Origin of the sequence: Streptomyces sp. NPDC059696, from assembly GCF_042733745.1 — a bacterium.
In the GTDB taxonomy this organism is placed as follows: Bacteria; Actinomycetota; Actinomycetes; order Streptomycetales; family Streptomycetaceae; genus Streptomyces.
The window spans coordinates 106,677-132,210 of record NZ_JBHWFG010000004.1; the positions used below are offsets into that span (position 1 = coordinate 106,677).

Consider the following 25,534-nt stretch of genomic DNA (forward strand, 5'->3'; position numbering starts at 1 on the left):
CGACGAACGGCGCGGATCCCTGCAAGCCTGTCACGCCGACCCGGCCCGCGCCTGCCCACGCCGCAGCATGCCGCGGCATGCTGCGAATCAGCACGTGTGAGCGGGCCCGGGCGGGGAAACCCGAAGGGCCCCGACTGCAGGGAGGCGTCATGGACGCCCATGTCACTGCCCAGGGAAGCCCCATCGCCACGGTCAACCCGTACACCGGTGAACGGGTGCGTGAGTTCCCGGCGCTGAGCGCGGACGACGTAGGGCGCGCGATCGACGCGGCACACGCCGGCTTTCCGGACTGGCGTGCCCGGTCGACGGCCGACCGGGGGGCCGTCGTGCAACGCGCCGGCCGGCTCATGAGGGAGCGCAAGGAGGAACTGGCGCACCTCCTGACCCTTGAGGTCGGAAAGCTCATCGACTCGAGCCGTGCGGAGGTCGACCTGGCGTCCGACATCCTCACCTACTACGGCGAGCACGGCCCCGAGTTGCTGGAGGAACGGCCCCTGCCGGTGCCCGAGGGCACGGCCGTGCTGGTGAACGAGCCGCTCGGCGTCCTTCTCGGTGTGATGCCGTGGAACTTCCCGCTGTACCAGGTCGTCCGGTTCGCGGGTCCGAACCTCGTCCTCGGCAACACGATCCTGCTCAAACACGCGAGCAGCTGCCCCCAGTCCGCACTGGCACTCGAGCAGCTGTTCACGGACGCGGGTGTGCCGACCGGGGTCTACACGAATCTCTTCGTGCGGGGGAAAGACGTCGGGAAGATCATCGATGACCCGCGCGTGCAAGGAGCGTCACTGACCGGAAGCGAGCGGGCGGGCGTGAGCTTGGGTGAGATCGCCGGCCGCAACGTCAAGAAGTCCGTCCTCGAGCTGGGTGGCAGTGATCCCTTCGTCGTACTGGACGATCACAACCTCGAGCGCACCGTGTACGCCGCGTTCCTCGGCCGCATGGGCAACACCGGGCAGTGCTGCGTGGCGGCCAAGCGTTTCATCGTCCTCGCCGACGTCTACGACGCCTTCGTCGCCGGGCTGCGTGACCGGATGAGCGAGGTGCGACCGGGAGATCCGGCCGACCCCGCCACCACGCTCGGCCCGCTGTCCTCCGAGGCCGCGGCCGACCTCCTGATGGAGCAGGTTCGTGACGCGGTGGACAAGGGGGCCACGGTGGTGCTGGGCGGCGGCCGGCCCGACCTGCCGGGCGCCTTCGTCGAGCCGACCCTTCTCACCGACGTCACACCGGAGATGCGGGCCTACCGGGAAGAGCTCTTCGGCCCCGTCGCCGTCGCCTACCGGGTCGCCGACGAGGACGAGGCCGTGGCACTGGCCAACACCTCCCCCTACGGCCTGGGTGGCGCGGTCTTCGCCGCCGACCCGGCACGTGCTCGCGGAGTGGCGGACCGGCTGGAGGCGGGCATGGTGTGGATCAACCACCCGACCGCGTCCCGGCCGGAGCTGCCCTTCGGCGGGATCAAGCGCTCCGGCTACGGGCGCGAACTCGGCGACGTGGGCATCGTGGAATTCGCGAACCGCAAGCTCGTGCGCTACGTGGACGCCGACGCCCCGATCGCAGAAGTGCTGGGCTGACCGTGTTCGATCACCCTGCGGCGGGCGGCCCCATCATGCGCGACTCGCGGCCTCGACTGCGCTGCGCCCGTCGCACCGCCCGGGTGTGAGTCATCACCCGCACCCGGGCGAGGGCGGCGTCAGCCGCCGGCCACGGCGCGCACCGCCTCCTCCACCGGGGTGGACCCGCTGATCAGCTCGAGGATGCGCCCGGCGGTCCTGGGCTCGTGGAGCAGGGCGGCCAGAACCGCAGCCACGTCATCGCGCGGCACCCGGCCGCGGTCGGTGTGTTCGGCGAGCGTGACGCGCCCGCTGCCGGGATCGTCGGTCAGCATCCCCGGGCGCAGAATCGTCCAGTCCAGTCCCGGGCGGGAGGCGATGTCGGCGTCCGCCTCGCCCTTGGCCTTCAGGTAGGCGGCGAACACGGGGTCGGTGCCGGGCGGTGGGGGGCTGTCCACACCCATCGAGGAGATCACCAGGAAGCGGCGGATCCCGGCGCGCTCAGCCGCGTCGGCGAGCAGGATGGCCGCGTTCCGGTCCACCGTCTGCTTGCGTTCCGCGCCGCTGCCCGGTCCGGCGCCCGCGGCGAACAATGCCGCGTCGGCTCCCCCGAGGTGGCCGGCCACCTCCTCCACCGAGGCGTGCTCCAGATCGCACACCACCGGTTCCGCGCCGTCCGCGCGCAGGTCGTCGGCGTGGTCCGGGTTGCGGATCAGCCCTGTGACGTTGTCGCCGCGCGCCGAGAGCAGCCGGGTCAGCCGACGCGCGATCTTTCCGTGTCCACCCGCGATCACCAAGTGCATGGGGGCATTCTTGCCCCACGCGACCACTCAACGCCGGGCTGCGCAGCGGACGCGGCGGGTCGGGTCCCGCGGTTGCCGTAACGTCGGCGTTTTCGCGCACCGCGCTGGTGCGCGGGACCACCCGGTCACCGGGTCGCGCCGCAGGTGCCTGCGGACCGGCGACCGCGATCCTGTCGTCAGGGGCGCGCGAGCCGGGCCGCGAGATAGGGTGCGGTGGCGCTGCGGCGGGCCTTCGCCACCTTGGCCGGCGGGCCCGATGCGACCACCCGCCCGCCCGCGTCGCCCCCGCCCGGACCGAGGTCGATGATCCAGTCGGCGGTGGCGATGGTGTCCAGATCGTGTTCGACGAGGACGACGGTGTTGCCGGCATCGACGAGCCGGTGCAACTGCCGCAGCAGCAGCGCGATGTCCGAGGGGTGCAGTCCCGCCGTCGGCTCGTCGAGCAGGTAGAGCGCGTGGCCGCGGCGGGCTCGCTGCAGTTCGGTGGCCAGTTTGATGCGTTGCGCCTCACCACCGCTGAGTTCCGTCGCGGGCTGGCCCAGCCGCAGGTACCCCAGTCCCACCTCGCGCAACGTCTCCAGACTGCGGGAGGCGGCCGGGACGGCGGACAGGAAGTCGGCGGCAGCGTCGACCGACAGCGCCAGTACGTCGGCGATGTTCTTGCCGCGGTAGGTGACTTCCAGCGTTTCGGCGTTGTACCGGGCGCCGTGGCAGGTCGGGCACGGCGCGTAGGTGCCGGGCAGGAACAGCAGTTCGACGGCGACGAATCCTTCGCCCTGGCAGGTCTCGCACCGCCCTTCGGGGACGTTGAAGGAGAACCGCCCGGCCGAGTAGCCGCGTGTCCTGGCTTCCTCCGTCGCCGCGTACAGCTTGCGCACCGCGTCGAACAACCCGGTGTACGTGGCCAGGTTGGACCGGGGAGTTCGGCCGATGGGCCGCTGGTCGACCAGGACCAGCCGGTCGAACGACTCGACCCCCGACGCGTCCTGGACGTCGACCTCCAGCTGCGCCTCGTCGGGTTCCTCGGGCGCGAGTCCGAGGTGGCCGCGGACGACTTCGGCGAGCACCTGCGTCACCAGCGTCGACTTTCCGGAACCGGACACCCCCGTCACCGCCGTCATGACGCAGAGCGGTACGTCGACGGACACGTCGCGCAGATTGTGGCGGGAGACGCCGCGCAGGTGCAGCCAGCCGTGCGGTGTACGCCGGCGGTGATCGAGCGGCTGGGCGCGCCCGAACAGGTACTGGCTCGTGGCGGACTTCCCGACCCGTTCAAGACCGGCGACCGGGCCGCTGTACAGCACGCGTCCGCCGCCCTCGCCCGCGCCGGGGCCGATGTCGACCACCCAGTCCGCCCGCCGTACGACGTCCATGTCGTGCTCCACGACGAACAGCGAGTTGCCCGCCGCCTTGAGGCGGTCCAGCACGTCCAGCAGCGGTTCCGCGTCAGCGGGGTGCAGGCCCGCGGAGGGTTCGTCGAGGACGTAGACGACGCCGAACAGCCCCGAGCGCAGCTGGGTGGCGATCCGCAGGCGCTGTGCCTCGCCGGGCGACAGGGTCGTCGAGCGGCGCCCGAGGCTGAGATATCCGAGACCCAGGTCGAGCAGTACGTCGATCCGCGCGACCAGATCGCCGCAGATCCGGACCGCGACCTCGGTGGTCTCCCCGGAACGGGCGGTCGAGGTGGTGGCGTCGGCCTCCGACCGCTGTGCGACGGGCCGCAGCAGCGCCACGACCTCGGTGAGCGGCATCGCGTTGATCTCGGCGATGGAACGTCCGGCGAAGGTCACGGCGAGCGCCTCGGGCCGCAGTCCGCTGCCGTGACACTCGGGGCAGGGCACACTCCTGACGAACCGGAGCGCCCGTTCGCGCATCCTCTCGCTCTTGGAGTCGGCGAGGACGTGCATGACGTGCTTGCGGGCGCTCCAGAACTTGCCCTGGTAGCCGTAGTCGATACGGTCCTCCTCCGGCTCGATGTACACGGAGGGCTGCTCGTCCGTGTACAGCAGCCAGTCCCGGTCCTTCTTCCTGAGCCTGCGCCACGGCCGGTCGATGTCGATGCCCAGGCCGTTCACGACACTGCGCAGGTTGGCGCCCTGCCAGGCGCCCGGCCAGGCGGCGATCGCCCCCTCGCGGATGCTCAGCGAGGGGTCCGGGACGAGCAGGTCCTCGGCGACGTCGTGCACGACGCCCAGCCCGTGGCACTCCGGGCAGGCGCCGGCCGCGGTGTTGGGTGAGAACGACTCGGCTTCCAGCCGTTCGGCCCCGGGCGGGTAGGTGCCGGCGCGGGAGTACAGCATGCGCAGCAGATTGGACAGCGTGGTGATGGTGCCGACCGTCGAGCGCGAACTGGGCGACCCGCGTCGCTGTTGCAGGGCCACGGCCGGTGGCAGACCGGTGATTTCGTGCACGTGCGGTGCGCCGACCTGCTGCAACAGCCTTCGGGCGTACGGTGCCACGGACTCGAAGTAGCGGCGCTGGGCCTCCGCGTAGAGCGTGCCGAACGCGAGCGAGGACTTGCCCGAACCGGAGACGCCGGTGAAGGCGACCATCGCGTCCCGCGGAACGTCGACATCGATGTTCCGCAGGTTGTTCTCACTGGCGCCCCGGACATGCACGAAGGGGTCGTTCGCATCCTTGTTCACCGTTCCTGATTACCTGATCGCGCCGGGAACCGCGCGACAGGCGGGATCCAGGACCACCCACATCGACTGCGACACGGCGTACCGCCATACGCGTGACGCCTTCGGCTCCCGGTCACCAGCCCGCCGCCCTGGGGGAGGCCCGAGGGTGTGCTGACGCGCCGTGTGTCATACCCCGCAGGGGAACGGAGGAGCTGGTCCCCGCGCTGCCCGCTCAGGGAAGTCGATCAGGCGCCGACAAGCCCCTCCCTCCGGAAAAAGATGCGGTTCATGTCGGTGCAGTTCGAGGCGTTGCTGGGCGGCGACCTCTGGCTGCGTGCGCTCCGGAAAGAGCCTGCCTTCGCGCGCACCGGAAGACGAAGTAGCCGGCGGTACAAGCCCTGGAGGTCGGCGAGCGCCCAGGGGCCGGGGTCACCGGCGACCGGCTGGGCGCTCGGCGTGCGGGGGCCGGCCGGTCACTCGTACCGGTACCTCAGTGAGTCCGCCTCCGCCTGTTCGATGTCGGAGTCACTCGTACCGGTACCTCAGTGAGTCCGCCTCCGCCTGTTCGATGTCGGCGAGGGTCAGCTCCGGTATCCGCAGCTGGGCCAGCGTCACCTCCGCCGAGGTCGGCTGGGCGTCTGCCGGCAGCCACTCGTCCGGCTTCCAGGCCCCGCTGCGCAGCAGCGACTTGGGGCAGTGCGGGTACACCTCCTCGATCCCCAGCACCAGTGCGCTGGCCGGCGGCTTGCCCACGGCGGTCAGCTGCGACAGCAGCTCCGGGCGGGTCGACACACAGGCCCGGCCGTTCACCCTGAGCGTCGTGGTGCGCCCGGGGATGATGAACAGCAGTCCGGCCCGGCCGGTGGCGATGACGTTCTGCAGGGTGTCCAGACGCTTGTTGCCGGTCGCGTCGGGTATCGCCACCGTCCGTGCGTCCAGGACGGCGACGAACCCCGCTGGGCCGCCGCGCGGGGAGACGTCGCAGTTGCCGTCGGCGTCCGTGCTGGCGACCAGGACCAGCGACGAGCACGCGATCAACCGCCGCGTCTGCTCGGTGAGTTCACTCATCTGCTTGCGCAGGGCCGCGTCCTTGGGCAGTTCGTAGACCCGGCGCAGCGCGTCCGGGTCGGACACGGCGTCGAGGCGGAGCGAGTCGAATGCACTGCCGGCAAGGGATGTCGTCATGCCACCGACCCTAAGGGCACCGGCCGTTGGGGCTTCGCCCGGAGTGCGGTCGAGGACCACGCCGACGGCGCCCTTCCCGGTCCGGGCCTGTTCGCCCACCTGGTCCGGCTCAACGTCTGCACCACGGCGTCGAGCTGCTGTTCAGCCGACCGGCTCCCCGGCTTCCAGGTAGAGCGCCGCCCCGCGCTCGCGGGCGCGCAGCGCCCAGCGCAGCCGCTCGTAGCGCACGGGGGGCAGCAGGTCGGCGGCCTCCGCCTCGGTGACGAACCGCCAGGCACGCAACTCCGGGCCGGGCAGCAGCAGCCGGCCGGCCTCGGCGGAGTGCAGCAGTCCGCCGTCGAAGAGGAGGCGCAGTCCGCCGAACGCGGGCGGCGCGGGGCGCTCCCAGTCGACGACGAGCAGGCTGGGCAGGCGTTCGAGGCGGATGCCGGTCTCCTCGGCGACCTCCCGCACCCCGGCTCGCGCGGGTGCCTCTCCGGGTTCGACGACGCCGCCGGGGAACTCCCAGCCGGCTTTGTACGTGGGATCGACGAGCAGCACGCGGTCCTGCTCGTCGAAGAGGAGCACCCCGGCGGCGACGGTCTCGGCGGTGGGCTCGGGCGTCTGCACGATGTCGCAGACGGGCGCGGACCCGCCGGTGACGGCCTCGGCGATCCGCACGGCCGTCTCGTACGGCGTGAGGTCGCTGGTGTCGACCGGGTGGGCGTCGGCGGTGAGCCAGGAGGCGAGGGCGGTGCGGTACGGCTCGATGTGGTCGAAGGACCACTGGCGTATTCGCGCGTCGCCGTCGGGCAGGTCCCGGGGCACCTCACGACCCGCTATCCGCTCCCGCAGTATCGTTTCGGCCGGGGCGAGCAGGATGTGGGTGACCGGAATCCTGCGGGCGGCGAGGCCGCCGAAGATCTCGTCGCGGTACTCCTGGCGCAACAGGGTCATGGGGACGACGAGGGTCCCGCCGACCTCGGCGAGCAACGCGGCCGCGGTGTCGATCACGAGCCGCCGCCAGATCGGCAGGTCCTGGAAGTCGCCGACCTCGGCGAGGTGTTTGGGCGGCAGCAGGTGGGCTAGCGCGCCGCCGATGACCTCCGGGTCGAAGAGCGTGCTGTTCGGGATCAGTTCGATCAGCTCCCGTGCGGTGGTGGTCTTCCCCGCACCGAACGCGCCGTTGATCCAGACGACGGTCACAGGTCCCCCTCTTCTGTTGGCCCCCTGAGGCTTGCCCGCTCCACCCTGCCACGGAAACCAGCCGCAGTTGAGGGCGCATGAGTACGGCGCCGGCGCCCCCTCTCCCGGGAGCACCGGCGCCGTGGCCGCGGGGCCGTGCGGCTCGTCAGCCCTTCTTCTTGGCCTGGGCGCCGTCCTCCCGGTCCAGGGACAGGCTGTCCTTGGCCACGGTCTCGTCGAGGGTCTTGAGGGTGTCGTCCACGCTCAGGGTGCCGAGGCTCTCCCCGAGAGCGTGGGACGGGGTGACCGCCGCGACGACGAAGCCGGTGGCGAGGGAGGCGATGGCGAGCATGCTGCGCTTCTTCATGCCCGACTCAACGGCCCGACCCGCTCCGGGGTCACGCAGCCGCGTACGACCGGGGGAAGCGGGACTTCTGCCTGGCCGCGTCGGCACGAGGACCGAGCACGGCCGTGTCAGGACGAAGAACGAACACGATCACGTCGGCCACGAGGAACCAGTCGGCTAGGCGAAGTCGCCGTCCTGGTCGGTCCCCCACGCTTCGGGGCCGCCGCCGCGCCACTCGATGAGCCGCGTGGCCGCCACGTACGCCTCGTCCGCGTCCTCGATCCCGGCGCGCCGCAGGAACTCGGCGATGTCGAGCGGCCCGTAGGCGATGCCGAGGAACTGGCCGTCCACACGGACCCGCCGGCCGCCGTCAGCGGCGGGCGGGTAGACCACGACGGGCTTCTCCGACGCCATGGGACCAGGGTCCGCCGGGACGGTGCCGGCCGCGCGCCGGGCTGGGCCGTTCAGCCCGCTTTCCGCGGACGGAACTCGTGCACGTCGGCCGTGAGGGTGCCGTCCTGCTGCTCGTAGTGGGACAGGGCGAGACCGAGGCCGAAGAAGGTGGGCGCCCATTCGCCGACGAAGATGCCCCAGCGGTCGGCGCGGGCGACACCGGTGCCCGGTTCCATCTTCCGCGAGCCCATCCAGGCGACGACGCTGAGGCCGATGGAGGCCATGCCGGCCATATAGGCGTGCTCGCTGCGGACGCCCATCTCATGCATCTTCTTGATGATCATCAGCGGCTCCGTTCGGTGGGGGGTGCAGGAGACGGAGTGCCCCCACCGAATGTCAATATTCGTCGCATTTGTCTTTGATGTCCGACACGGTGATGGTGAGGCGGGCACCGGCGTGCCCGCCTCACGGTGACGGACTCCCGTCAGGCGCCGACGTAGGCCGCCAGGTGCTCCCCGGTGAGCGTGGAGCGGGCCTCGACGAGGTCGGCCGGGGTGCCCTCGAAGACGATCCGGCCGCCGTCGTGACCCGCGCCGGGGCCGAGGTCGATGATCCAGTCGGCGTGCGCCATGACCGCCTGGTGGTGCTCGATCACGATGACCGACTTGCCGGAGTCGACGAGCCGGTCGAGCAGGCCGAGCAGTTGCTCCACGTCCGCGAGGTGGAGCCCGGTGGTCGGCTCGTCGAGGACGTACACGCCGCCCTTCTCGCCCATGTGCGTGGCCAGCTTGAGCCGCTGCCGCTCGCCGCCGGACAGCGTGGTGAGCGGCTGGCCGAGGGTGAGGTAGCCGAGCCCGACGTCCGCGAGCCGTTGAAGGATCTTGTGGGCCGCCGGCGTACGGGCCTCGCCGCTGCCGAAGAACTCCTCGGCCTCGGCCACGGGCATCGCCAGCACCTCGCTGATGTCCCTGCCGCCGAGCCGGTACTCCAGCACCGACGCGTCGAACCGCTTGCCGTCGCACTCCTCGCAGGGCGTGGCGACGCTCTGCATGATCGCGAGGTCGGTGTAGATGACACCGGCGCCGTTGCAGGTGGGGCAGGCGCCCTCGGAGTTGGCGCTGAACAGGGCCGGCTTCACGCCGTTGGCCTTGGCGAAGGCCTTGCGGATCGGGTCGGCCAGCCCGGTGTAGGTCGCCGGGTTGCTGCGCCGGGAGCCGCGGATCGGGGCCTGGTCGATCGCCACCACGCCCTCTCCCCCCGCCTGCCGGGGCAGCGCGCCGTGCAGCAGAGAGCTCTTGCCGGAGCCCGCGACACCGGTGACGACGGTGAGCACGCCGAGCGGGATGTCGACGTCGACGTCCTGCAGGTTGTTCGCCGAGGCGCCCCGGATCTCCAGCGCCCCGGTGGGCTTGCGCACGGTCGCCTTGACCTTGGCCCGGTCGTCGAGGTGCCGGCCGGTGACGGTGCCACTCCCCCGCAGTCCCTCCAGACTGCCCTCGAAGCAGACGGTGCCGCCCGCCGTGCCGGCTCCGGGGCCGAGGTCCACGACGTGGTCGGCGATAGCGATCGTCTCCGGCTTGTGCTCGACGACCAGCACGGTGTTTCCCTTGTCGCGCAGGCGCAGCAGCAGGTTGTTCATCCGCTGGATGTCATGGGGGTGCAGGCCGATGGACGGTTCGTCGAAGACGTAGGTGACGTCCGTGAGCGAGGAACCGAGGTGGCGGATCATCTTGGTGCGCTGGGCCTCGCCGCCGGAGAGCGTGCCCGACGCCCGGTCGAGGGAGAGATAGCCGAGGCCGATCTCCACGAACGAGTCCAGGGTGTGCTGGAGCTTGCCCAGCAACGGCGCCACCGACGGCTCGTCGAGCCCCCGCACCCATTCCGCCAGGTCGCGGATCTCCATCGCGCAGGCGTCCGCGATGTTCACCTCGCCGATCTTCGAGGAGCGCGCCAGCTCGCTGAGCCGGGTGCCGTCGCACTCGGGGCACCGGCTGAAGGTGACCGCCCGGTCCACGAAGGCCCGGATGTGCGGCTGCATCGACTCGCGGTCCTTGGACAGGAAGCTCTTCTGCAGTTTCGGGATCAGCCCCTCGTAGGTGAGGTTGACCCCGTTGATCTTCACCTTGGTCGGCTCGCGGTACAGGAAGTCGTGCCGCTCCTTCTTGGTGTAATCGCGGATCGGCTTGTCCTTGTCGAAGAAGCCCGATTCGGCGATGACCCGCACCACCCAGCCGCCCCCGGTGTAGGTGGGGATGGTGAAGGGGTCCTCGGAGAGCGACTTGGAGTCGTCGTAGAGCTGGGTGAGGTCGATGTCGGAGACCGTGCCCCGGCCCTCGCAGTGCGTGCACATGCCGCCGGTGCGGCTGAAGGAGACCTTCTCGGTCTTGGTCTTGTCGGCCCCCCGGTCCACCGTGAAGCCACCGCTCGCCGAGACCGAGGCGGTGTTGAAGGAGAACGCCCCGGGCGGGCCGATGTGCGGTGTGCCCAGGCGGCTGAACAGGATCCGCAGCATCGCGTTGGCGTCGGTGGCGGTGCCGACGGTGGAACGGGGGTCGGAGCCCATGCGCTGCTGGTCGACGGCGATCGCGGTGGTCAGCCCGTCGAGGACGTCGACCTCGGGCCGGGCCAGGTTCGGCATGAAGCCCTGCAGGAAGGCGCTGTAGGTCTCGTTGATCAGCCGCTGCGACTCCGCGGCGATGGTGTCGAACACCAGCGAGCTCTTGCCCGAACCCGAGACACCGGTGAACACCGTGAGCCGGCGCTTGGGGATCTCGATGCTGACGTCCTTGAGGTTGTTCTCGCGTGCGCCGTGCACACGGATCACGTCATGGCTGTCGGCAGCGTGCGGCCCGGGCGACTGTCCGTCCGTCGTCGTGGCCTTGCTCATGGTGTCTCCATCTGTCGGGCGGCGCTGCCGCGCTCGGGCGATCTCATTACCCCGCGCCGCTCCCGAGAGGGCGGCGCGGGCCGTGCGGTGCCGGGACGGTTACGGCGCCTTCAGCTGCTGGATGCGGACCATGTTGCCCGCGGGATCGCGGAAGGCGCAGTCACGGACGCCGTAGGGCTGGTCGACCGGCTCCTGGACCACCTCGGCGTCGCCCGCCTGCACCCGCTCGAAGGTGGCGTCGACGTCGGTGGTGGCCAGGACGATGCTGGCGTAGGTGCCCTTGGCCATCATCTCGGCGATGGTGCGGCGCTCGTCGTCGGTGACGCCGGGGTCGGCGGCCGGCGGGTGCAGCACGATGTTCGTGCCGGGCTGGCCGACGGGGCCGACCGTGATCCAGCGCATGCCCTCGTACCCGACGTCGTTTCTGACTTCGAAGCCGAGGGTGTCGCGGTAGAACGCCAGGGCGGCGTCCGGGTCGTCGTGCGGGAGGAAACTGGCGTGAATACGAAGGTCCATGGCCCTCACGCTAGTTTCGGCCAGCGGTCGGCGCTTCTCGATTCCTGACCGGTCTGGTCACCTGCTTGGCCACGCACGACGGGATCCCCGCCGTCGCGCGCGCCGCCTCGCGCCGGTAGGCACTGGGCGGCATGCCCACCAGTTCGGTGAAACGCGTGCTGAAGGTGCCCAGCGAGGCGCAGCCGACCTCGAAGCACACCTCGGTGACGCTGAGGTCCCCCCGGCGCAGCAGCGCCATCGCGCGCTCGATGCGCCGCGTCATGAGATAGCTGTACGGCGACTCCCCGTACGCCTGCCGGAACGCGCGGCTGAGGTGCCCGGCCGACATGTGGACGCCCCGGGCGAGCGCCTCGACGTCCAGGGGCTTGGCGTACTCCCGGTCGATGCGGTCCTTGACGCGGCGCAGGCGGGCGAGGTCGCGCAGATGCTGCGCCGAGGCGGGTCTGCTGCTCACAAGCGCGATCGTGCCACATCGCACGCGCGTGCGGCCGATATCCGGCTATACGGACCGGACCGGTCCGTATCGCTCCGGGCCGGACCGGTCCGCATCACCCCGGAGTGGCCGTCCCGTTGGTTCCGGCGGTTCCGGCGCTTCCCGCGGTTCCGGCGCTTCCGTCGGCCCCTCGGTTCCGGCACTTCCCGCGGCTCCGGCGGTTCCGGCACTTCCCGCGGTTCCGGCGGTTCCGGTGGTTCCGGCGGTTCCCTCATCACGCCGCCGCAGGCTGAACGTTCCTGCCGGATCGGCGGGGCCTCGGCCTCACACCCCGGCCGCCGCCGCGTCCGGCCGCTTCGCCAGGGCCGCCGCCGCGGCGCCCACCAGCCCCGCGTCGGTGCCCATCTGCGCCGGCGCCACGGTCAGGTGCCGGACGAAGGACAGCGTCGCGTAGGAACGCAGGGCCTTGCGCAGCGGGTCGAACAACACGCTACCCGCCTTGCCCACTCCCCCGCCGATGACTGCGATGTCGATCTCCACGAGGGTCGCGGTGGCGGCGATCCCTGCGGCCAGGGCCTGGGCGGCACGCTCGAAGGAGGCGACGGCGACCGGGTCGCCCGAGCGGGCGGCGGCGGCCACCGCCGCGGCGGACGTGTCCCCGTCCGGGCCGGGCCGCCAGCCGTTCTCCAGGGCACGGCGGGCGATGTTGGGGCCGCTCGCGATGCGCTCCACGCAGCCGTGCGCGCCGCACGGGCACAGATCGCCGTCGAGGTCCACGCTGATGTGGCCGATGTGCCCGGCGTTGCCGGTGGGCCCGGGGTGCAGGCGCCCGCCGAGCACCAGACCGCCCCCGACGCCGGTGGAGACGACCATGCACAGCGCGTTGTCGTGCCCCCGGGCCGCGCCCTGCCAGTGTTCGGCCGCCGTGATCGCCACCCCGTCGCCGATCAGCTCGACGGGCAGGTTACCGGCGGCGGCCCGGACCCGGGCCACGAGCGGATAGTCCCGCCAGCCGGGCACGTTCACCGGGCTCACCGTGCCCGCCGAGGCGTCCACGGGCCCGGCGCTTCCGATCCCCACGGCCGAGGCACGCCCCCACTGCGGCGACGCCGTGAGCTCGCCCAGCACCTCCTCCACGGCCCCCATCACGGTGTCGCCGTCCTCCTGGGCGGGCGTCGGCCGCTGGGCGCGGACCTGAATCCGGCCGCGGCCGTCCACCAGAGCGCCGGCGATCTTGGTGCCGCCGATGTCGAGCGCGGCCACGAGGTCGGTGTGCATCAGAGTCGGATCTCCCCGTCGGACATGAGAAAAACGCCGATAAAGGCCATCAAGCAGGGCACGCGGCAGGCCGGATGCGCGGCGGTGCGCGGGCCGGAGAGTGCGGTGGACAGTCTCCCCCGAGCCTGACAACGTTGTCCAGGCTCTATGCTCGACGCCACATCCTCATACAAGCCCAGGATCGACGCACCCCCGTGGACGACAGGACAGGACACCGCACCGTGCCCCAGACCCCCCTCCGATCCGCAGCGCGCTACGGCACCCGGCCGACCATGAAGGACGTGGCCGCACGCGCCGGAGTCGGCCTGAAGACGGTCTCCCGGGTGGTGAACGGGGAGCCGGGGGTCACCCCCGAGACGGAGCGGCGGGTCCAGGAGGCGATCGACGCGCTCGGCTTCCGCCGCAACGACAGCGCGCGCGTACTGCGCAAGGGCCGCACGGCGAGCATCGGCCTGGTCCTGGAGGACCTCGCCGACCCGTTCTACGGCCCGCTGAGCCGGTCGGTCGAGGAGGTGGCCCGCGCGCACGGCGCCCTGCTGATCAACGGCTCCAGCGCGGAGGACCCCGAGCGCGAACAGGAGCTGGTGCTGGCCCTGTGCGCGCGGCGGGTGGACGGGCTGGTGGTGATCCCGGCCGGGGACGACCACCGGTATCTGGAGCCGGAGCTCAAGGCGGGGGTGGCCACGGTGTTCGTGGACCGGCCGGCCGGGCACATCGACGCCGACGTGGTGCTGTCGGACAACTTCGGCGGTGCCCGTGACGGCGTCGCCCACCTCATCGCGCACGGGCATCGCCGGATCGGCTTCATCGGCGACATGCCGCGCATCCACACCGCCGCCGAGCGGCTGCGCGGCTACCGGGCGGCGATGGAGGACGCGGGCATACCGGTGGCGGACTCCTGGATGTCCCTCGGCGTCACCGACCCCGAGCGGGTGCGCAGGGCGGCCGAGGAGATGCTGAGCGGCACCGACCCGGTCACGGCGGTCTTCACGGGCAACAACCGGGTGACCGTCACCGTGGTCCGGGTGCTGGCCGAGCAGGCCCGCCGGGTCGCCCTCGTCGGCTTCGACGACATCGAGCTCGCCGACCTGCTCCAGCCGGGCGTCACCGTCGTCGCCCAGGACGCGGCGGACATCGGACGCACCGCGGCGGAACGTCTCTTCAGACAGTTGGACGGCACCCTGGTCACGCCCGAGCGCATCGAGCTGCCGACCCGGCTGATCACCCGCGGCTCGGGCGAGATCCCCCCGGCGGACTGAGCGGCCGATGGACGACGGCACCGATCGCACGCTGCGGGCCCTGGGCCTGGCCGAGGCCCCGCGCGAGCACCCTCTGCTGTATCCGGGAGCGTGGCCCGCGGATTCCGGGCTCCTCGACGGGGACCGCTTCCTGCCGCTGGAGCGGCTGGTGTACGAGGATCGCACTCCGGTCCTCGCCATCGGCTCCAACGGCTGCCCGGGGCAGTTGCGGCACAAGATGACGGAGTTCGGCATCCGGACGCCGCTGCCCATGGTGAAGGCGCGGCTGACGGGAATCGAGGCCGGCGTCTCCGCGCACGTGAGCCGCATGGGGTACGTGTCCGCCTCGCCGGTCGGCGCCCCCGGGGCCGTGCGGGAGCTGTTCGTGCTGTGGCTCGACGCGGAGCAGCTCGCGGTGATCGACGCGAGCGAGGGCGTTCCGGTGCCGGGCGGCAACTTCGACCGGGCCTGGCTGCCCTCGCCCGACGTCAGGGTCGACCTCGCGGACGGCACCCGGCTGCCCGGGGCGTACGCCTACGTCAACCGGCACGGCGTCCTCCTCGACGGCACGGGCAGGCCGCGCGTGCACCCGGGTGAGCGGGAGCTGCTGACCGAGCTCCTGGTCGGGCTGCCCCGCTTGCGGGAGCTGTTCGGGGTGGTGCCCGAGGAGTTCTGCGCGCGGGCCCGGGGCGACCGGCGGCTGTGCGAGCGGGGCACGCGGCTGTTCATCGAGGAGAAGCTGGTGACGGCCTCCGGGCTGGAACGGTACGTGGCCGCTTCGGCGCGGGGTCAGCAGAGCGGGAGCCCGGGCACCGGCGCGTCGTTGTCACCGCCCTTGATGTAGACGTCGCTGACCCAGACGTCCGTGTTGCCGCTGTCGTCGTCGGTCTTCGCCCACCAGACGTTGGTCCACTGCCCGGAGGTCTCGCGGCGGCCCAGGTTCCGCTGGCAGTAGAAGTAGTTGGTGCCCGCGTTGAGGATGCCGGCCTTGGCGCCGGAGGCGGTGTGGGAGTCGGCGGTCTTCCAGACGTGGCAGCTGTACTTGCCGCCGTCGATCGCGTGGCACACCGGGGCCGGGGTGGTCGAGGCGCCGCCCGGCACGGAGCCGCCGCCCGAACCGCCGGGGGTGGCGTCGTCCGGGGTTCCTCCACCGCCGGTCGACTTCTCGGGGGCCGGGGTGGTCGCGCGGCCGGTGGACTCGGGGTCCTTCTGGTCGGTCTGCTTCCGGGACGGAGCCGTGCCCTTGTCGTCGCCCTGCTGTGTGGACCTCGGGGCGTTCGAGCCGTCGTCCGGACCGGAGGGCTCGGAGGAACCGGCCACCCCACGGCCCGCGTCGGCCCGCGGGCCGGTGTCCTTGCCGCCGGGGTCGCCGAGAAGAGCGACCGTGGTCCCGGCGGCGACCAGCACGACGGCGACGGCCGCGGCGGCCACCAGGACGCGCGGATTACGGCGGGAGACGGTGCGGTCGGGGTCCATCGGGGTGGTCGGGGCGGACGCGCCGGGGGCGGTGTTGCCCGGGTCGAGCGGCCCGAAGCCCTGGGGCCCGGTGCCCGGGTTCTGCGCGCCTGAGCCGCTCTGAGGCCCGGTGCCCGGGTTCTGCGCGCCAGGGCCGTACTGGGAGGCCGCGCCCGGGCTCGGCGCGCCAAGGCCGCTCCGAGGACCGGCGCATGAGTCCTGCGCGCCAGGGTCGCCCTGGGTGGCGGTGCCCGGGTTCTGCGCGCCTGAGCCGCCCTGAGGGCCCGTGCCCGGGCTCGGCGCGCCCGGGCCCGTCCGCGGTCCTGCCGCGCCCTGTTGCGCAGGCCCGAACCCCGGCGGCACCGACGGGAGACTGCGTTCCGTCCGCGCGCGTGGGGGCGTGGCCGCGGGGCCCCGCAGGGTGGATGTCGGCGTGTCGGTGCCCCCGGTGTCCGCGACCGCCTGGAGCAGCGCGCGGGCCTGGTCGGCTTCCGGGCGGGACTCGGGGCGCTTGTCCATCAACCGCTGGAGGACGGGCGTGAGAGGACCCGCGCGCAGGGGCTCCGGCAGCGGCTCGGAGACGATCGCGGTGAGCGTGGAGAACGTGGACGTGCGGCGGAAGGGCGACGAGCCCTCGACGGCCGCGTACAGCGTGGCGCCCAGGGCCCAGATGTCGGAGGCGGGGCCCGGGTCGGCGCCCTGGGCGCGCTCGGGTGCCAGATAGTCGAGGGATCCGACGAGTTCGCCGCTGCGCGTCAGGTGGGTGGCGGAGCCGTCGCCGGGATCGTCCATCGTGGCGATGCCGAAATCCGTGAGCACGACCCGGCCCGAGCGGTCGAGGAGGATGTTGCCCGGTTTGACGTCCCGGTGCAGGACGCCCGCGCGATGGGCGGCCGCCAGCGCGTCCATGACCTCGGCGCCGATCCCGGCCGCCTCGGCCGGGTCCAGCGTGCCGCGCCGGCGCAGGACGTCGTCGAGGGACGGTCCGTCGACCAGTTCCATGACGATCAGCGGGCGCCCGTCGACCTGGGCGATGTCGTGGACGGCGATGACGCCGGGGTGACGCACCCGGGCCGCCGCGCGCGCCTCGCGCTGCATCCGCAGCCGCAGTGCGTCCAGTTCGGGTCCGGCCGTGTCGGTGTAGGTGCGCAGTTCCTTGACCGCGACCTCACGGCCGAGGACCTCGTCCACGGCCTTCCAGACGACACCCATGCCGCCGCGCCCCAGCGCCGCCGTGACGCGATAGCGGCCCGCCAGCAGCCGTCCGTCCCCGTCCGCCCGTCCGTGCTCCCCCGTCGACACCGCTGCCCCGTTCCTGTGGTCCCGTCGGACGCCCCGACGACCGGCACCGTAGTTGCGTGGCGTACAGACTACGGGGCGGAGGTGGCGGGGCCGGCCGTCGGCGACGGCTGTGACAGGGCCGGTACGCGCCCGTGGTGCCGGCGTGCGTGAACCGTCAGGCGGAGGCCGTCAGATCCCCCCGGCGGGGCGCCGCGAAGGTCTCCAGGTCCGCCCGAGTCAGGCCGGCCAGGCGGGCGACCTCGCCGTTGTCCAGGGCGCCGCAGTCCAGGCCGCGCAGCAGGTAGCCGCTGAGGGCCTTGGCGGTGGCGGGCTCGTCCATGACGTCGCCGCCGGTGCGGTTGGCGTAGCGGGACAGGCGGGCGGCGGCCTGCTCGTAGCCCTCGCGGTAGAAGGCGAAGACGGCCGCGTAGCGGGTGGGGAGGTGGCCGGGGTGCATGTCCCAGCCCTGGTAGTAGGCGCGGGCCAGGGCCCGGCGGGTGAGGCCGTAGTGCAGGCGCCAGGCGTCGTGGACCTTCGCGGTCGGGCCGACCGGGAGGACGTTCGTCGAGCCGTCCGAGACACGTACGCCCGTGCCGGCCGCCGCGACCTGCATGACGGCCTTGGCGTGGTCGGCCGCGGGGTGGTCGCTTGCCTGGTGGGCGGCGGAGACGCCGAGGCAGGCGCTGTAGTCGAAGGTGCCGTAGTGCAGCCCGGTGGCCCGGCCCTCGGCGGCCTGGATCATGCGGGCGACGGTGGCGGTGCCGTCGGCGGCGAGGATGGACTGGCTGGTCTCGATCTGGATCTCGAAGCCGACCCGGCCGGGTGCGAGCCCGTGTGTCTTCTCGAAGGCGTCCAGCAACCGCGCCATGGCGGTGACCTGCTCGGCGTAGGTCACCTTCGGCAGGGTGAGGACCAGGCCGTCGGGCAGGCCGCCGGCCTCCATCAGGCCGGTGAGGAAGATGTCGAGAGTGCGGATGCCCCGGGCGCGCACGGGCGCTTCCATGCACTTCATGCGGATGCCCATGCAGGGGGCGGCGGTGCCGTCTCCATAGGCCTCGGCGATGATGCGGGCGGCGCGGGCGGCGGCCTCGTCCTCCTCGGCGTCGGGGCGGTTGCCGTAGCCGTCCTCGAAGTCGACGCGCAGGTCCTCGACCGGCTCGCGCTCCAGCTTGGCGCGCACGCGGGCGTGGACCGGCTCGGCGAGTTCCTCGGAGAGGCCGAGGACGGCGGCGAAGGACGCGGCGTCCGGGGCGTGCTCGTCGAGGGCCGCGAGGGCGCGGTCGCCCCAGGAGCGGACGGTGCCGGCGGTGAAGACGTCGCCGGGTACGTAGACGGTGTGGACGGGCTGGCGGGTGCCGGGGTCGCCGGGGTAGCGGCGCTCCAGCTCGGCGTCGACCGGCGCGAGGGAGGCGCTGATCTCCTCGCTGACGGCGCCCGCGAGGCTCGTCGCCACCTTCTCCTGCTGGCCCTGACCCATTCCGAGATCCTCCTGGTTTCCGCTGTACGGAATCAACAATCCGTAGAGCGAAGTTATCGGCCGACCTTCGGCCTGGTCAACACCGTCGTGGAGTGGGGTTCCCCATCCTTCACCCCCGGTCACCGTCGACCCGCCCTCATCTTCCGTATTCACAAGGCAAGCTTCATCCTGACGTGCAAGGAGAGGGAGATCACGTGCCGCACGAGGTCGGAGTGACGCGACGTCACGGGCTCAAGGCGGCGGCCGCCGCCGCCATCGCGGGACCGCTGCTCACGACGGCGGGCCCCACCCACCCCGCTTCCGCCCGCGCGCACCCGGGCGCCCTGGACGTCATGACGTTCAACGTCCGCTTCGGAACAATCGTCGACAGCACACCGCGCTGGGAAGTGCGCCGACCGGTCATGCGGGAACTGCTGCGCCGCGAGCGGCCGCACGTCATCGGCACCCAGGAAGGGCTCTACCGGCAGGTGCGCGCGATCGAGAAGGATCTCGGCGAGCACTACGACTGGATCGGCACCGGACGCGGGGGCGGCAGCAAGGACGAGTTCATGGCGGTCTTCTACGACACGCGCAGACTCGAGCCCCTCGAGTTCGATCACTTCTGGCTGTCCGGCACCCCGTACACGATCGCCTCGAACACCTGGGGCGCGGACTGGCTCCGCATGGTCACCTGGGTCCGTTTCGCCGATCTCGCCCACGGAAGACGCGAGTTCTACGTCCTCAACACCCACCTGGACAGCGTCAGCCAGTACGCCCGGGAACGCTCGGCGGGACTCATCGGCGAGACGATCGCCGGGTGGGACCGGTCCTTGCCGGTCATCGTCACCGGTGACTTCAACGCGGCCGCCCACGACAACCGGGTGTACGACCTCATGCTCGACATCGGGCTGGTGGACGCCTGGGACGCGGCGGCCTCGCGGGGTCCGGCGTACGGGACGCACCACGGCTACCGGACGCCCCGGCCCGACGGGCGGCGCATCGACTGGATCCTCACCACCCCCGGGGTGACCACGCACTGGGCGGGGATGAACACCTTCAGCAGGGACGGGACGTTTCCGAGCGACCATCTGCCGGTGCAGGCCTCGATGACCCTGGGATGAGAAGGGCCCCCGTGACCGTGCGTACGGTCACGGGGGCCCTTCGCGGCCGGGGAGGCGATCAGCCCTTGCGGGCCTTGATCTCCTCGGTCAGCGCGGGGACGACGTCGAAGAGGTCGCCGACGACGCCGTAGTCGACGAGGTCGAAGATCGGGGCCTCGGCGTCCTTGTTGACCGCCACGATCGTCTTCGAGGTCTGCATACCGGCGCGGTGCTGGATGGCGCCCGAGATGCCGTTGGCGATGTACAGCTGCGGCGAGACCGACTTGCCGGTCTGGCCGACCTGGTTGGTGTGCGGGTACCAGCCGGCGTCGACCGCGGCACGCGAGGCGCCGACGGCGGCACCGAGGGAGTCGGCGAGCGCCTCGATGATCGCGAAGTTCTCCGCGCCGTTGACACCACGGCCACCGGAGACGACGATCGCGGCCTCGGTCAGCTCCGGACGGCCCGTCGACTCACGCGGCGTACGGCCGGTGACCTTGGTGCCGGTGGCCTGCGCGGAGAAGGAGACGTTCAGGGCCTCGACCGCACCGGCGGCCGGGGCGGCCTCGACGGCGGCGCTGTTGGGCTTGACCGTGATGACCGGGGTGCCCTTGGAGACACGGGACTTGGTGGTGAAGGACGCGGCGAACACGGACTGCGTGGCCACCGGGCCCTCGTCGCCGGCCTCCAGGTCGACGGCGTCGGTGATGATGCCGGAGCCGATGCGCAGCGCCAGGCGGGCGGCGATCTCCTTGCCCTCGGCGGAGGACGGGACCAGCACGGCGGCCGGGGACACGGCCTCGTGGGCGGCCTGGAGGGCGTCGACCTTCGGTACGACCAGGTAGTCGGCGTACTCGGCGGCGTCGTGGGTGAGGACCTTGACCGCGCCGTGCTCGGCGAGGGTGGCGGCGGTGTCGGCGGCGCCGTTGCCCAGCGCGACGGCGACGGGCTCGCCGATGCGGCGGGCCAGGGTCAGCAGCTCCAGGGTGGGCTTGCGGACGGCACCGTCCACGTGGTCGACGTAGACGAGAACTTCAGCCATGGGACTTCTTCTCTCCTGCTTGCGAAAGATGAGGGGCGGTCAGCGAAGGGGCTCAGATGAACTTCTGGCCCGCGAGGAACTCAGCGAGCTGCTTGCCGCCCTCGCCCTCGTCCTTGACGATCGTGCCCGCGGTGCGGGCGGGACGCTCGGCCGCGCCGTCGACCTTGGTCCAGGCACCCTCCAGGCCGACCTCCTCGGCCTCGAGGTCCAGGTCGGACAGGTCCCAGGACTCCACCGGCTTCTTCTTCGCGGCCATGATGCCCTTGAAGGAGGGGTAGCGCGCCTCGCCCGACTGGTCGGTCACGGACACGACCGCCGGGAGGGAGGCCTCCAGGTTCTCGGAGGCGGCGTCGCCGTCGCGGCGGCCCTTGACCGTGCCGTCCTCGACGGAGACCTCGGAGAGCAGGGTGACCTGCGGGACGCCCAGGCGCTCGGCGAGCAGCGCGGGCACGACGCCCATGGTGCCGTCGGTGGAGGCCATGCCGGAGACGACCAGGTCGTAGCCGGCCTTCTCGATCGCCTTGGCCAGGATCAGGGAGGTGCCGATGGCGTCGGTGCCGTGGATGTCGTCGTCCTCGACGTGGATCGCCTTGTCCGCACCCATGGACAGCGCCTTGCGCAGGGCGTCCTTGGCGTCCTCGGGACCGACCGTCAGGACGGTGATCTCCACGTCGTCGTCGGAGTTCTCGGAGATCTGCAGCGCCTGCTCGACCGCGTACTCGTCGAGCTCGGAGAGCAGACCGTCCACGTCGTCCCGGTCGACGGTCAGGTCATCGGCGAAGTGCCGGTCGCCAGTGGCGTCGGGCACGTACTTCACAGTGACAACGATCCTCAAGCTCACGCCGGCTCTCCTACTGCATCGTCATTTCCATGCTGCCTACTTGCAGGCAGCATAGGCGCCTCTAGCGTCCGATCCCGGTCGGGGCGACCCACGCCCCGAGCGAAATATTACTCGTCAGTACACCCAGTTCATTCCCGCTAAGCAAGCGCTTTGAACTGTGACCTTCGCAACGCAGCGTAACCGGAACTCGACGGTCACGCAGCCCGGGGAGCCGGCCGGTCAGTCGCCCAGACGCTGGAAACGTCCCTGGTGGTAGAGGAGGGGACGGCCGGTGCCCGAGGGGTCGCCGTCCACGACCTCGGCGATCACGAGCCGGTGGTCACCGGCGGGCACCCGCGCCACGATCCGGCCCACCAGCCAGGCCAGCACGCCGTCGAGGACCGGGACCCCCTCGGGCCCCTCGCGCCAGGCGGTGGGGGCCCCGAAGCGGTCGGCGCCGCTGCGGGCGAAGGTGGCGGCCAGCTCCTGCTGGTGCTCGCCGAGGATGTGCACGCCGACATGATCCGCCGCGGCGATCGCGGGCCAGCTGGAGGCGCCGGTGCCGACACCGAAGGACAGCAGCGGCGGCTCGGCGGACACGGACGTCAGGGAGGTGGCGGTGAAGCCCACCGGGCCTGCCTCGCCACGAGCGGTGATCACGGCGACTCCCGCCGCGTGCCGCCGGAAGACCGAGCGCAGGAGGTCGGGCGTGGCGAGGAGGTCCGCAGGCATGCGGTCAGGCTGACGATAAATGGTGCGCACAGTCAAGTTCGTTCCGTGATGTGGGAGATGACTCACTGACGGCGGCACGCCCTCACACCGCCTCGCCCAGCGCGGCGATCACATCGGCCTTGCGCGGCTGGCCGGTGGCCCGCCGCACCACCCGGCCGTCGGCGTCCAGGACGAGCACGGTGGGGGTCTTGAGGATGTCCAGCCGCCGCACGAGGTCGAGGTGCGCCTCGGCGTCGATCTCGACGTGCGTCACGCCGGGCACGAGGCCGGCGACCTCGCCGAGGACCCTCCGGGTCGCCCGGCAGGGCGCGCAGAACGCGCTGGAGAACTGCACGAGCGTGGCCCGTTCGCCGAGTTCCGCACCGAGCTCCGCCGCCTCGAGCCGCTTGCCGCCGTCCCGCCCGCGCACGCGCACTCTCCCGCTCCGCCGCCGCTGCAGCACTCCGAAGGCGCTCGCCGCCGCGAGCACCGCCATGCACACCACCAGTCCGGTCATCACCTCCTGCAAGCGTTCACGAGACCGCAAAGATTCCCGCCCCCGCCAGGAGGGCCTGCTGCGGAATGCTTGCTTCCCATGGACATCGATGCGAGAGGGCCGCGTTTCGGCGCGGCCGTCACGACCGCCGTCCTGGCGGTCGTGCTGGTCACGGGGAACGCCTGGCTGCTGGCCTGGCAGACACTGGCGTTCCTGTGCGGCGCGGCGGGCGGCGTGGGCCGCTCCCCGTACGGTCTGCTGTTCGCCCGGGCCGTGCGGCCGCGCCTCGGCCCGCCGACGGAGTTCGAAGCGCCCGAACCGCCGCGTTTCGCCCAGGCGGTGGGGCTGCTTTTCGCCGGACTCGGGCTGGTCGGTCACACCCTGGGGCCCGGCTGGCTGGGTCTCGCGGCGACCGGCGCCGCGCTCGCCGCCGCGTTCCTCAATGCTGCGTTCGGGTATTGCCTGGGCTGCGAGTTGTACCTGCTCGTGCGGCGAGTGGTGGTGCGCGCGGGGTAATGGGGACGCAAAAGCACGAGGTGGAGAGCTGCGGGCGACGTGACGAGAATCTCGCCGTCGACGGGCACGAGGACTGGCTACCCGGCCGTTCTTGGGGCACGATCTGCGACAAGCCGTAAACCTACGGCTGCGTAACTTTTCCACTGGGAATCCCTTCCCAGGCAGAGCAGGAAGGGTCCGACCCGCCCATGGCAGAGCTCGTCTACCGCCCCGTCGTCGGTTTCGCCCGCACGCTGTTCAAGGCGTGGGACCTCAAGATCGACTGCCAGGGGTCGGAGAACATCCCGCGCTCGGGCGGCGCCGTGCTGGTGAGCAATCACATCAGCTACCTGGACTTCGTCTTCAACGGCCTGGCGGCCCTGCCGCAGAAGCGTCTCGTGCGTTTCATGGCGAAGGAGTCCGTCTTCCGGCACCGGATCTCCGGCCCGCTGATGCGCGGGATGAAGCACATCCCCGTGGACCGCGAGCAGGGCGAGGCGGCTTACGCGCACGCCCTGGACTCGCTGCGGTCGGGCGAGATCGTCGGCGTCTTCCCCGAGGCGACGATCTCCCAGTCGTTCACGCTGAAGAGCTTCAAGTCGGGCGCCGCGCGCCTGGCCCAGGAGGCGGGCGTCCCGCTGATCCCGATGGCGGTGTGGGGCACGCAGCGGCTGTGGAGCAAGGGGCACCCGCGCAACTTCAAGCGCAGCCACATCCCCATCACGATCCGGGTGGGCGAGGCGATCGAGGCCTCCCGCGACAAGTACGCGGGCGCCATCACGCGCCAGCTGAGGGAGCGCGTCCAGGAGCTCCTGGAAGCCGCCCAGCGCGCCTATCCCGTCCGCCCCAAGGGCCCGGAGGACACCTGGTGGATGCCGGCCCACCTGGGCGGCACGGCCCCGACGCCCGAGCAGGTGCGGGCGGCCGAGGCGCACTGACGCCCGCCCGGCCCGGTCTCAGGCGGCAGACTCCGGAGCCCGTACGGCGATGTCCGCGCCCGGGCTGAACTTCGCCAGCAGCTCGGCGAGTTCCGCCGCCGCGGCCGTCACCTCGGCGACCGGCATCGGCGCCAGGCTCTCCAGCAGGAAGATGCCCGACGTCGTCTCCTCGGTGAGCCGGGTGCGCGGGCCCTGACGCCAGTTCCAGCGACGGCAGGTCACGCCCGCGTCGTCGCACCACACCACTTCGCCCGCGTCGGGGTGCTCGACGGTCTCCTCGCCGCCGGCGACGGTCACGAACCGCTCCTCCCCCGTGGCCCGGATCAGCCGCATGCCGCCCTCGATGCGGTCGAGGTCCTCGCCGCCGACCGGGATCAGATGGGCGACGGAGACGGCGTTGTAGAGGTCGACGAGCAGGTTGATTCGGGGCAGTCCGGCGTCCGAGAGGGCGCGCCTGGCGAGCGCCTCCGCGGAGTTGCGGGTGCGGGACGGCTTCGAGCCGAACGCCGTGTAGGCGGCACGCCAGGCGGCCATGTGCGGGTCCTCGTGCGGGGCGCGGCCTTCCAGCCGCACGGCGAGCCGGCGCGCCGCGTCGTCGAGGAGCTGCGAACCGGCTTGGCTGCTCGGCCCGTTGACCAGGCCGTGCGCTTCGATCGCGACGTGCGTGAAGTGGGGCGCGAGGGCGCGTACGTCGTCGGACACGGTCAGCGTGAGCGTCATGGTCGCCTTGCCTCAGAGTGCGGTGGGGAGCGTCTGCCACAGGTGCGGCCGGTCGCGCGCAGCGGTGAGAGCGCCCAGCACGACCGGGTGCGGTGCAGCATACAGGACTGGATAGTCCATTTCATTGGACGCCGGGTCGGGCACGAAGGCGAGCCGTTCACCGGTGAGGGAGAACTGCGCGTCGACGCCGGGCTTGTTACCCCGGGGGTCCTGCCGGTGCCAGGCACCGTTGAACCGCACGGCGACCAGCCCGTGCACCTCGTCGAACTTCTGGTAGCACAGCGCGGTGGGAATGTCCTCGGCCCGCAGCAGCGCGGCCAGCGCATGGGCCTTGGCGTAGCAGATGCCGGTGCGCTGCTCCAGGACGTCGGAGGCGCGCCAGGTGACGCGGGGATCGCCGGAGTCCTGCGAGTGCGGAATGGTGTCGCGTACGAATTCGAAGGCAGCCCGCGCATACTCATACGAGTCATCCACCCGGTCGGCGAGCCTCGCGGCAGTCGCGCGAACCAGCGGATGATGATGGTCGATCACCTCGTCGGCGGCCAGGTAGGCGGAGAGGTCGGGCGTTTGCTGAATGAGCTGCATGCGGGCAGAGCGTAG

At 71.8% G+C, this 25,534-nt stretch carries 25 protein-coding genes and 1 pseudogene; 7 read left to right on the plus strand and 19 right to left on the minus strand.

Features of this window, described 5'->3' with window-relative positions:
• Positions 1 to 149: 149 nt before the first annotated feature.
• On the plus strand, positions 150 to 1,574 hold the full coding sequence (locus tag ACFV20_RS05790; RefSeq protein WP_385652778.1) for an NAD-dependent succinate-semialdehyde dehydrogenase: 1,425 nt from the start codon (positions 150 to 152) through the stop codon (positions 1,572 to 1,574).
• A 119-nt stretch (positions 1,575 to 1,693) separates the two neighbouring features.
• Here ACFV20_RS05790 and ACFV20_RS05795 read toward each other — a convergent pair whose 3' ends face one another.
• Together ACFV20_RS05795 and uvrA are read right to left on the minus strand one after the other, a co-directional pair.
• Entirely contained in the window at positions 1,694 to 2,356 is a 663-nt protein-coding gene (locus ACFV20_RS05795) for an SDR family oxidoreductase (RefSeq protein ID WP_385652780.1), read from the minus strand.
• A gap of 176 nt (positions 2,357 to 2,532) precedes the next feature.
• Positions 2,533 to 5,001 (minus strand): excinuclease ABC subunit UvrA, encoded by a 2,469-nt coding sequence (gene uvrA / locus ACFV20_RS05800; RefSeq protein WP_385652781.1) that lies wholly within the window; start codon positions 4,999 to 5,001, stop codon positions 2,533 to 2,535.
• 237 nt (positions 5,002 to 5,238) lie between these two features.
• Here uvrA and ACFV20_RS05805 point away from each other — a divergent pair.
• Positions 5,239 to 5,346 (plus strand): annotated as a pseudogene (locus ACFV20_RS05805) (threonine aldolase); the annotation flags it as partial.
• A gap of 159 nt (positions 5,347 to 5,505) precedes the next feature.
• On the opposite strand, the gene ACFV20_RS05810 reads toward ACFV20_RS05805, so the two are convergent.
• The 9 genes from ACFV20_RS05810 to ACFV20_RS05850 form a co-directional block, all read right to left on the minus strand.
• Positions 5,506 to 6,165 (minus strand): MSMEG_1061 family FMN-dependent PPOX-type flavoprotein, encoded by a 660-nt coding sequence (locus ACFV20_RS05810; RefSeq protein WP_385652782.1) that lies wholly within the window; start codon positions 6,163 to 6,165, stop codon positions 5,506 to 5,508.
• A 141-nt stretch (positions 6,166 to 6,306) separates the two neighbouring features.
• A complete protein-coding gene (locus tag ACFV20_RS05815) occupies positions 6,307 to 7,350 on the minus strand; it encodes an NUDIX domain-containing protein (RefSeq protein ID WP_385652784.1) in 1,044 nt (347 codons plus the stop codon).
• Positions 7,351 to 7,495: 145 nt separating this feature from the next.
• Positions 7,496 to 7,696, minus strand: coding sequence for a hypothetical protein (locus ACFV20_RS05820; RefSeq protein WP_385652787.1), 201 nt, complete (start codon positions 7,694 to 7,696; stop codon positions 7,496 to 7,498).
• Positions 7,697 to 7,852: 156 nt separating this feature from the next.
• Entirely contained in the window at positions 7,853 to 8,089 is a 237-nt protein-coding gene (locus ACFV20_RS05825) for a hypothetical protein (protein WP_385652789.1), read from the minus strand.
• A 50-nt stretch (positions 8,090 to 8,139) separates the two neighbouring features.
• Positions 8,140 to 8,412, minus strand: a complete 273-nt coding sequence (locus ACFV20_RS05830; protein WP_385652791.1) for a hypothetical protein — start codon at positions 8,410 to 8,412, stop codon at positions 8,140 to 8,142.
• A 140-nt stretch (positions 8,413 to 8,552) separates the two neighbouring features.
• Complete coding sequence (locus tag ACFV20_RS05835) at positions 8,553 to 10,955, minus strand: ATP-binding cassette domain-containing protein (RefSeq protein ID WP_385652794.1); 2,403 nt, start codon at positions 10,953 to 10,955, stop codon at positions 8,553 to 8,555.
• Between the two features lie 99 nt (positions 10,956 to 11,054).
• The gene (locus ACFV20_RS05840; RefSeq protein WP_385652796.1) at positions 11,055 to 11,471 is read right to left on the minus strand and encodes a VOC family protein; all 417 of its coding nucleotides are present in this window, start codon (positions 11,469 to 11,471) and stop codon (positions 11,055 to 11,057) included.
• A 10-nt stretch (positions 11,472 to 11,481) separates the two neighbouring features.
• Complete coding sequence (locus ACFV20_RS05845; protein WP_385652798.1) at positions 11,482 to 11,925, minus strand: helix-turn-helix transcriptional regulator; 444 nt, start codon at positions 11,923 to 11,925, stop codon at positions 11,482 to 11,484.
• Positions 11,926 to 12,228: 303 nt separating this feature from the next.
• Positions 12,229 to 13,182: an ROK family protein gene (locus ACFV20_RS05850; protein ID WP_385652801.1), complete on the minus strand. Its 954-nt coding sequence runs from the start codon at positions 13,180 to 13,182 to the stop codon at positions 12,229 to 12,231.
• A 194-nt stretch (positions 13,183 to 13,376) separates the two neighbouring features.
• On the opposite strand from ACFV20_RS05850, the gene ACFV20_RS05855 reads away from it, so the two are divergent.
• Both ACFV20_RS05855 and ACFV20_RS05860 read left to right on the plus strand, forming a co-directional pair.
• Positions 13,377 to 14,441 carry a LacI family DNA-binding transcriptional regulator gene (locus ACFV20_RS05855; protein ID WP_385652803.1) on the plus strand — a complete coding sequence of 355 codons (1,065 nt, stop codon included), beginning with the start codon at positions 13,377 to 13,379 and terminating at the stop codon, positions 14,439 to 14,441.
• A gap of 7 nt (positions 14,442 to 14,448) precedes the next feature.
• Positions 14,449 to 15,264: a hypothetical protein gene (locus tag ACFV20_RS05860; protein WP_385652805.1), complete on the plus strand. Its 816-nt coding sequence runs from the start codon at positions 14,449 to 14,451 to the stop codon at positions 15,262 to 15,264.
• On the opposite strand, the gene ACFV20_RS05865 is transcribed toward ACFV20_RS05860, so the two are convergent.
• Positions 15,210 to 17,177, minus strand: a complete 1,968-nt coding sequence (locus ACFV20_RS05865; RefSeq protein ID WP_385652808.1) for a protein kinase — start codon at positions 17,175 to 17,177, stop codon at positions 15,210 to 15,212. The two genes, ACFV20_RS05860 and ACFV20_RS05865, sit on opposite strands and share 55 nt — an antisense overlap.
• Positions 17,178 to 17,331: 154 nt before the next feature.
• A complete protein-coding gene (locus ACFV20_RS05870) occupies positions 17,332 to 18,633 on the minus strand; it encodes a DUF6986 family protein (RefSeq protein ID WP_385652811.1) in 1,302 nt (433 codons plus the stop codon).
• 194 nt (positions 18,634 to 18,827) lie between these two features.
• Between ACFV20_RS05870 and ACFV20_RS05875 the strand changes: the two genes are divergently transcribed.
• Positions 18,828 to 19,733 (plus strand): endonuclease/exonuclease/phosphatase family protein, encoded by a 906-nt coding sequence (locus ACFV20_RS05875; RefSeq protein ID WP_385652814.1) that lies wholly within the window; start codon positions 18,828 to 18,830, stop codon positions 19,731 to 19,733.
• A 58-nt stretch (positions 19,734 to 19,791) separates the two neighbouring features.
• Here the strand turns inward: ACFV20_RS05875 and ACFV20_RS05880 are convergent, their stop codons facing one another.
• From ACFV20_RS05880 to ACFV20_RS05895, 4 genes are all read right to left on the minus strand, one after another.
• Positions 19,792 to 20,754, minus strand: a complete 963-nt coding sequence (locus ACFV20_RS05880; protein ID WP_234845906.1) for an electron transfer flavoprotein subunit alpha/FixB family protein — start codon at positions 20,752 to 20,754, stop codon at positions 19,792 to 19,794.
• 52 nt (positions 20,755 to 20,806) lie between these two features.
• On the minus strand, positions 20,807 to 21,595 hold the full coding sequence (locus ACFV20_RS05885) for an electron transfer flavoprotein subunit beta/FixA family protein (RefSeq protein ID WP_366713936.1): 789 nt from the start codon (positions 21,593 to 21,595) through the stop codon (positions 20,807 to 20,809).
• Positions 21,596 to 21,814: 219 nt separating this feature from the next.
• Complete coding sequence (locus ACFV20_RS05890; protein ID WP_385652817.1) at positions 21,815 to 22,306, minus strand: flavin reductase family protein; 492 nt, start codon at positions 22,304 to 22,306, stop codon at positions 21,815 to 21,817.
• Between the two features lie 82 nt (positions 22,307 to 22,388).
• A complete protein-coding gene (locus ACFV20_RS05895; protein WP_385652819.1) occupies positions 22,389 to 22,802 on the minus strand; it encodes a thioredoxin family protein in 414 nt (137 codons plus the stop codon).
• A gap of 78 nt (positions 22,803 to 22,880) precedes the next feature.
• Between ACFV20_RS05895 and ACFV20_RS05900 the strand changes: the two genes are divergently transcribed.
• Positions 22,881 to 23,297, plus strand: a complete 417-nt coding sequence (locus ACFV20_RS05900) for a DUF4395 domain-containing protein (protein WP_385652821.1) — start codon at positions 22,881 to 22,883, stop codon at positions 23,295 to 23,297.
• Between the two features lie 188 nt (positions 23,298 to 23,485).
• On the plus strand, positions 23,486 to 24,214 hold the full coding sequence (locus ACFV20_RS05905) for a lysophospholipid acyltransferase family protein (protein WP_385652823.1): 729 nt from the start codon (positions 23,486 to 23,488) through the stop codon (positions 24,212 to 24,214).
• A gap of 18 nt (positions 24,215 to 24,232) precedes the next feature.
• On the opposite strand, the gene ACFV20_RS05910 is transcribed toward ACFV20_RS05905, so the two are convergent.
• Positions 24,233 to 24,934 (minus strand): B3/4 domain-containing protein, encoded by a 702-nt coding sequence (locus tag ACFV20_RS05910; protein WP_385652825.1) that lies wholly within the window; start codon positions 24,932 to 24,934, stop codon positions 24,233 to 24,235.
• A 12-nt stretch (positions 24,935 to 24,946) separates the two neighbouring features.
• Positions 24,947 to 25,519, minus strand: a complete 573-nt coding sequence (locus ACFV20_RS05915; protein WP_385652827.1) for a transglutaminase domain-containing protein — start codon at positions 25,517 to 25,519, stop codon at positions 24,947 to 24,949.
• Positions 25,520 to 25,534: the final 15 nt, after the last annotated feature.

Excerpts from the sequence above, each read along its gene's own strand:
- ACFV20_RS05790 (WP_385652778.1), top strand. The coding sequence starts at position 150 with ATGGACGCCCATGTCACTGCCCAGGGAAGCCCCATCGCCACGGTCAAC.
- ACFV20_RS05795 (WP_385652780.1), bottom strand. The coding sequence starts at position 2,356 with ATGCACTTGGTGATCGCGGGTGGACACGGAAAGATCGCGCGTCGGCTG.
- ACFV20_RS05810 (WP_385652782.1), bottom strand. The coding sequence starts at position 6,165 with ATGACGACATCCCTTGCCGGCAGTGCATTCGACTCGCTCCGCCTCGAC.
- ACFV20_RS05820 (WP_385652787.1), bottom strand. The coding sequence starts at position 7,696 with ATGAAGAAGCGCAGCATGCTCGCCATCGCCTCCCTCGCCACCGGCTTC.
- ACFV20_RS05825 (WP_385652789.1), bottom strand. The coding sequence starts at position 8,089 with ATGGCGTCGGAGAAGCCCGTCGTGGTCTACCCGCCCGCCGCTGACGGC.
- ACFV20_RS05830 (WP_385652791.1), bottom strand. The coding sequence starts at position 8,412 with ATGATCATCAAGAAGATGCATGAGATGGGCGTCCGCAGCGAGCACGCC.
- ACFV20_RS05835 (WP_385652794.1), bottom strand. The coding sequence starts at position 10,955 with ATGAGCAAGGCCACGACGACGGACGGACAGTCGCCCGGGCCGCACGCT.
- ACFV20_RS05840 (WP_385652796.1), bottom strand. The coding sequence starts at position 11,471 with ATGGACCTTCGTATTCACGCCAGTTTCCTCCCGCACGACGACCCGGAC.
- ACFV20_RS05850 (WP_385652801.1), bottom strand. The coding sequence starts at position 13,182 with ATGCACACCGACCTCGTGGCCGCGCTCGACATCGGCGGCACCAAGATC.
- ACFV20_RS05860 (WP_385652805.1), top strand. The coding sequence starts at position 14,449 with ATGGACGACGGCACCGATCGCACGCTGCGGGCCCTGGGCCTGGCCGAG.
- ACFV20_RS05870 (WP_385652811.1), bottom strand. The coding sequence starts at position 18,633 with ATGGGTCAGGGCCAGCAGGAGAAGGTGGCGACGAGCCTCGCGGGCGCC.
- ACFV20_RS05880 (WP_234845906.1), bottom strand. The coding sequence starts at position 20,754 with ATGGCTGAAGTTCTCGTCTACGTCGACCACGTGGACGGTGCCGTCCGC.
- ACFV20_RS05890 (WP_385652817.1), bottom strand. The coding sequence starts at position 22,306 with ATGCCTGCGGACCTCCTCGCCACGCCCGACCTCCTGCGCTCGGTCTTC.
- ACFV20_RS05895 (WP_385652819.1), bottom strand. The coding sequence starts at position 22,802 with ATGACCGGACTGGTGGTGTGCATGGCGGTGCTCGCGGCGGCGAGCGCC.
- ACFV20_RS05900 (WP_385652821.1), top strand. The coding sequence starts at position 22,881 with ATGGACATCGATGCGAGAGGGCCGCGTTTCGGCGCGGCCGTCACGACC.
- ACFV20_RS05905 (WP_385652823.1), top strand. The coding sequence starts at position 23,486 with ATGGCAGAGCTCGTCTACCGCCCCGTCGTCGGTTTCGCCCGCACGCTG.
- ACFV20_RS05910 (WP_385652825.1), bottom strand. The coding sequence starts at position 24,934 with ATGACGCTCACGCTGACCGTGTCCGACGACGTACGCGCCCTCGCGCCC.
- ACFV20_RS05915 (WP_385652827.1), bottom strand. The coding sequence starts at position 25,519 with ATGCAGCTCATTCAGCAAACGCCCGACCTCTCCGCCTACCTGGCCGCC.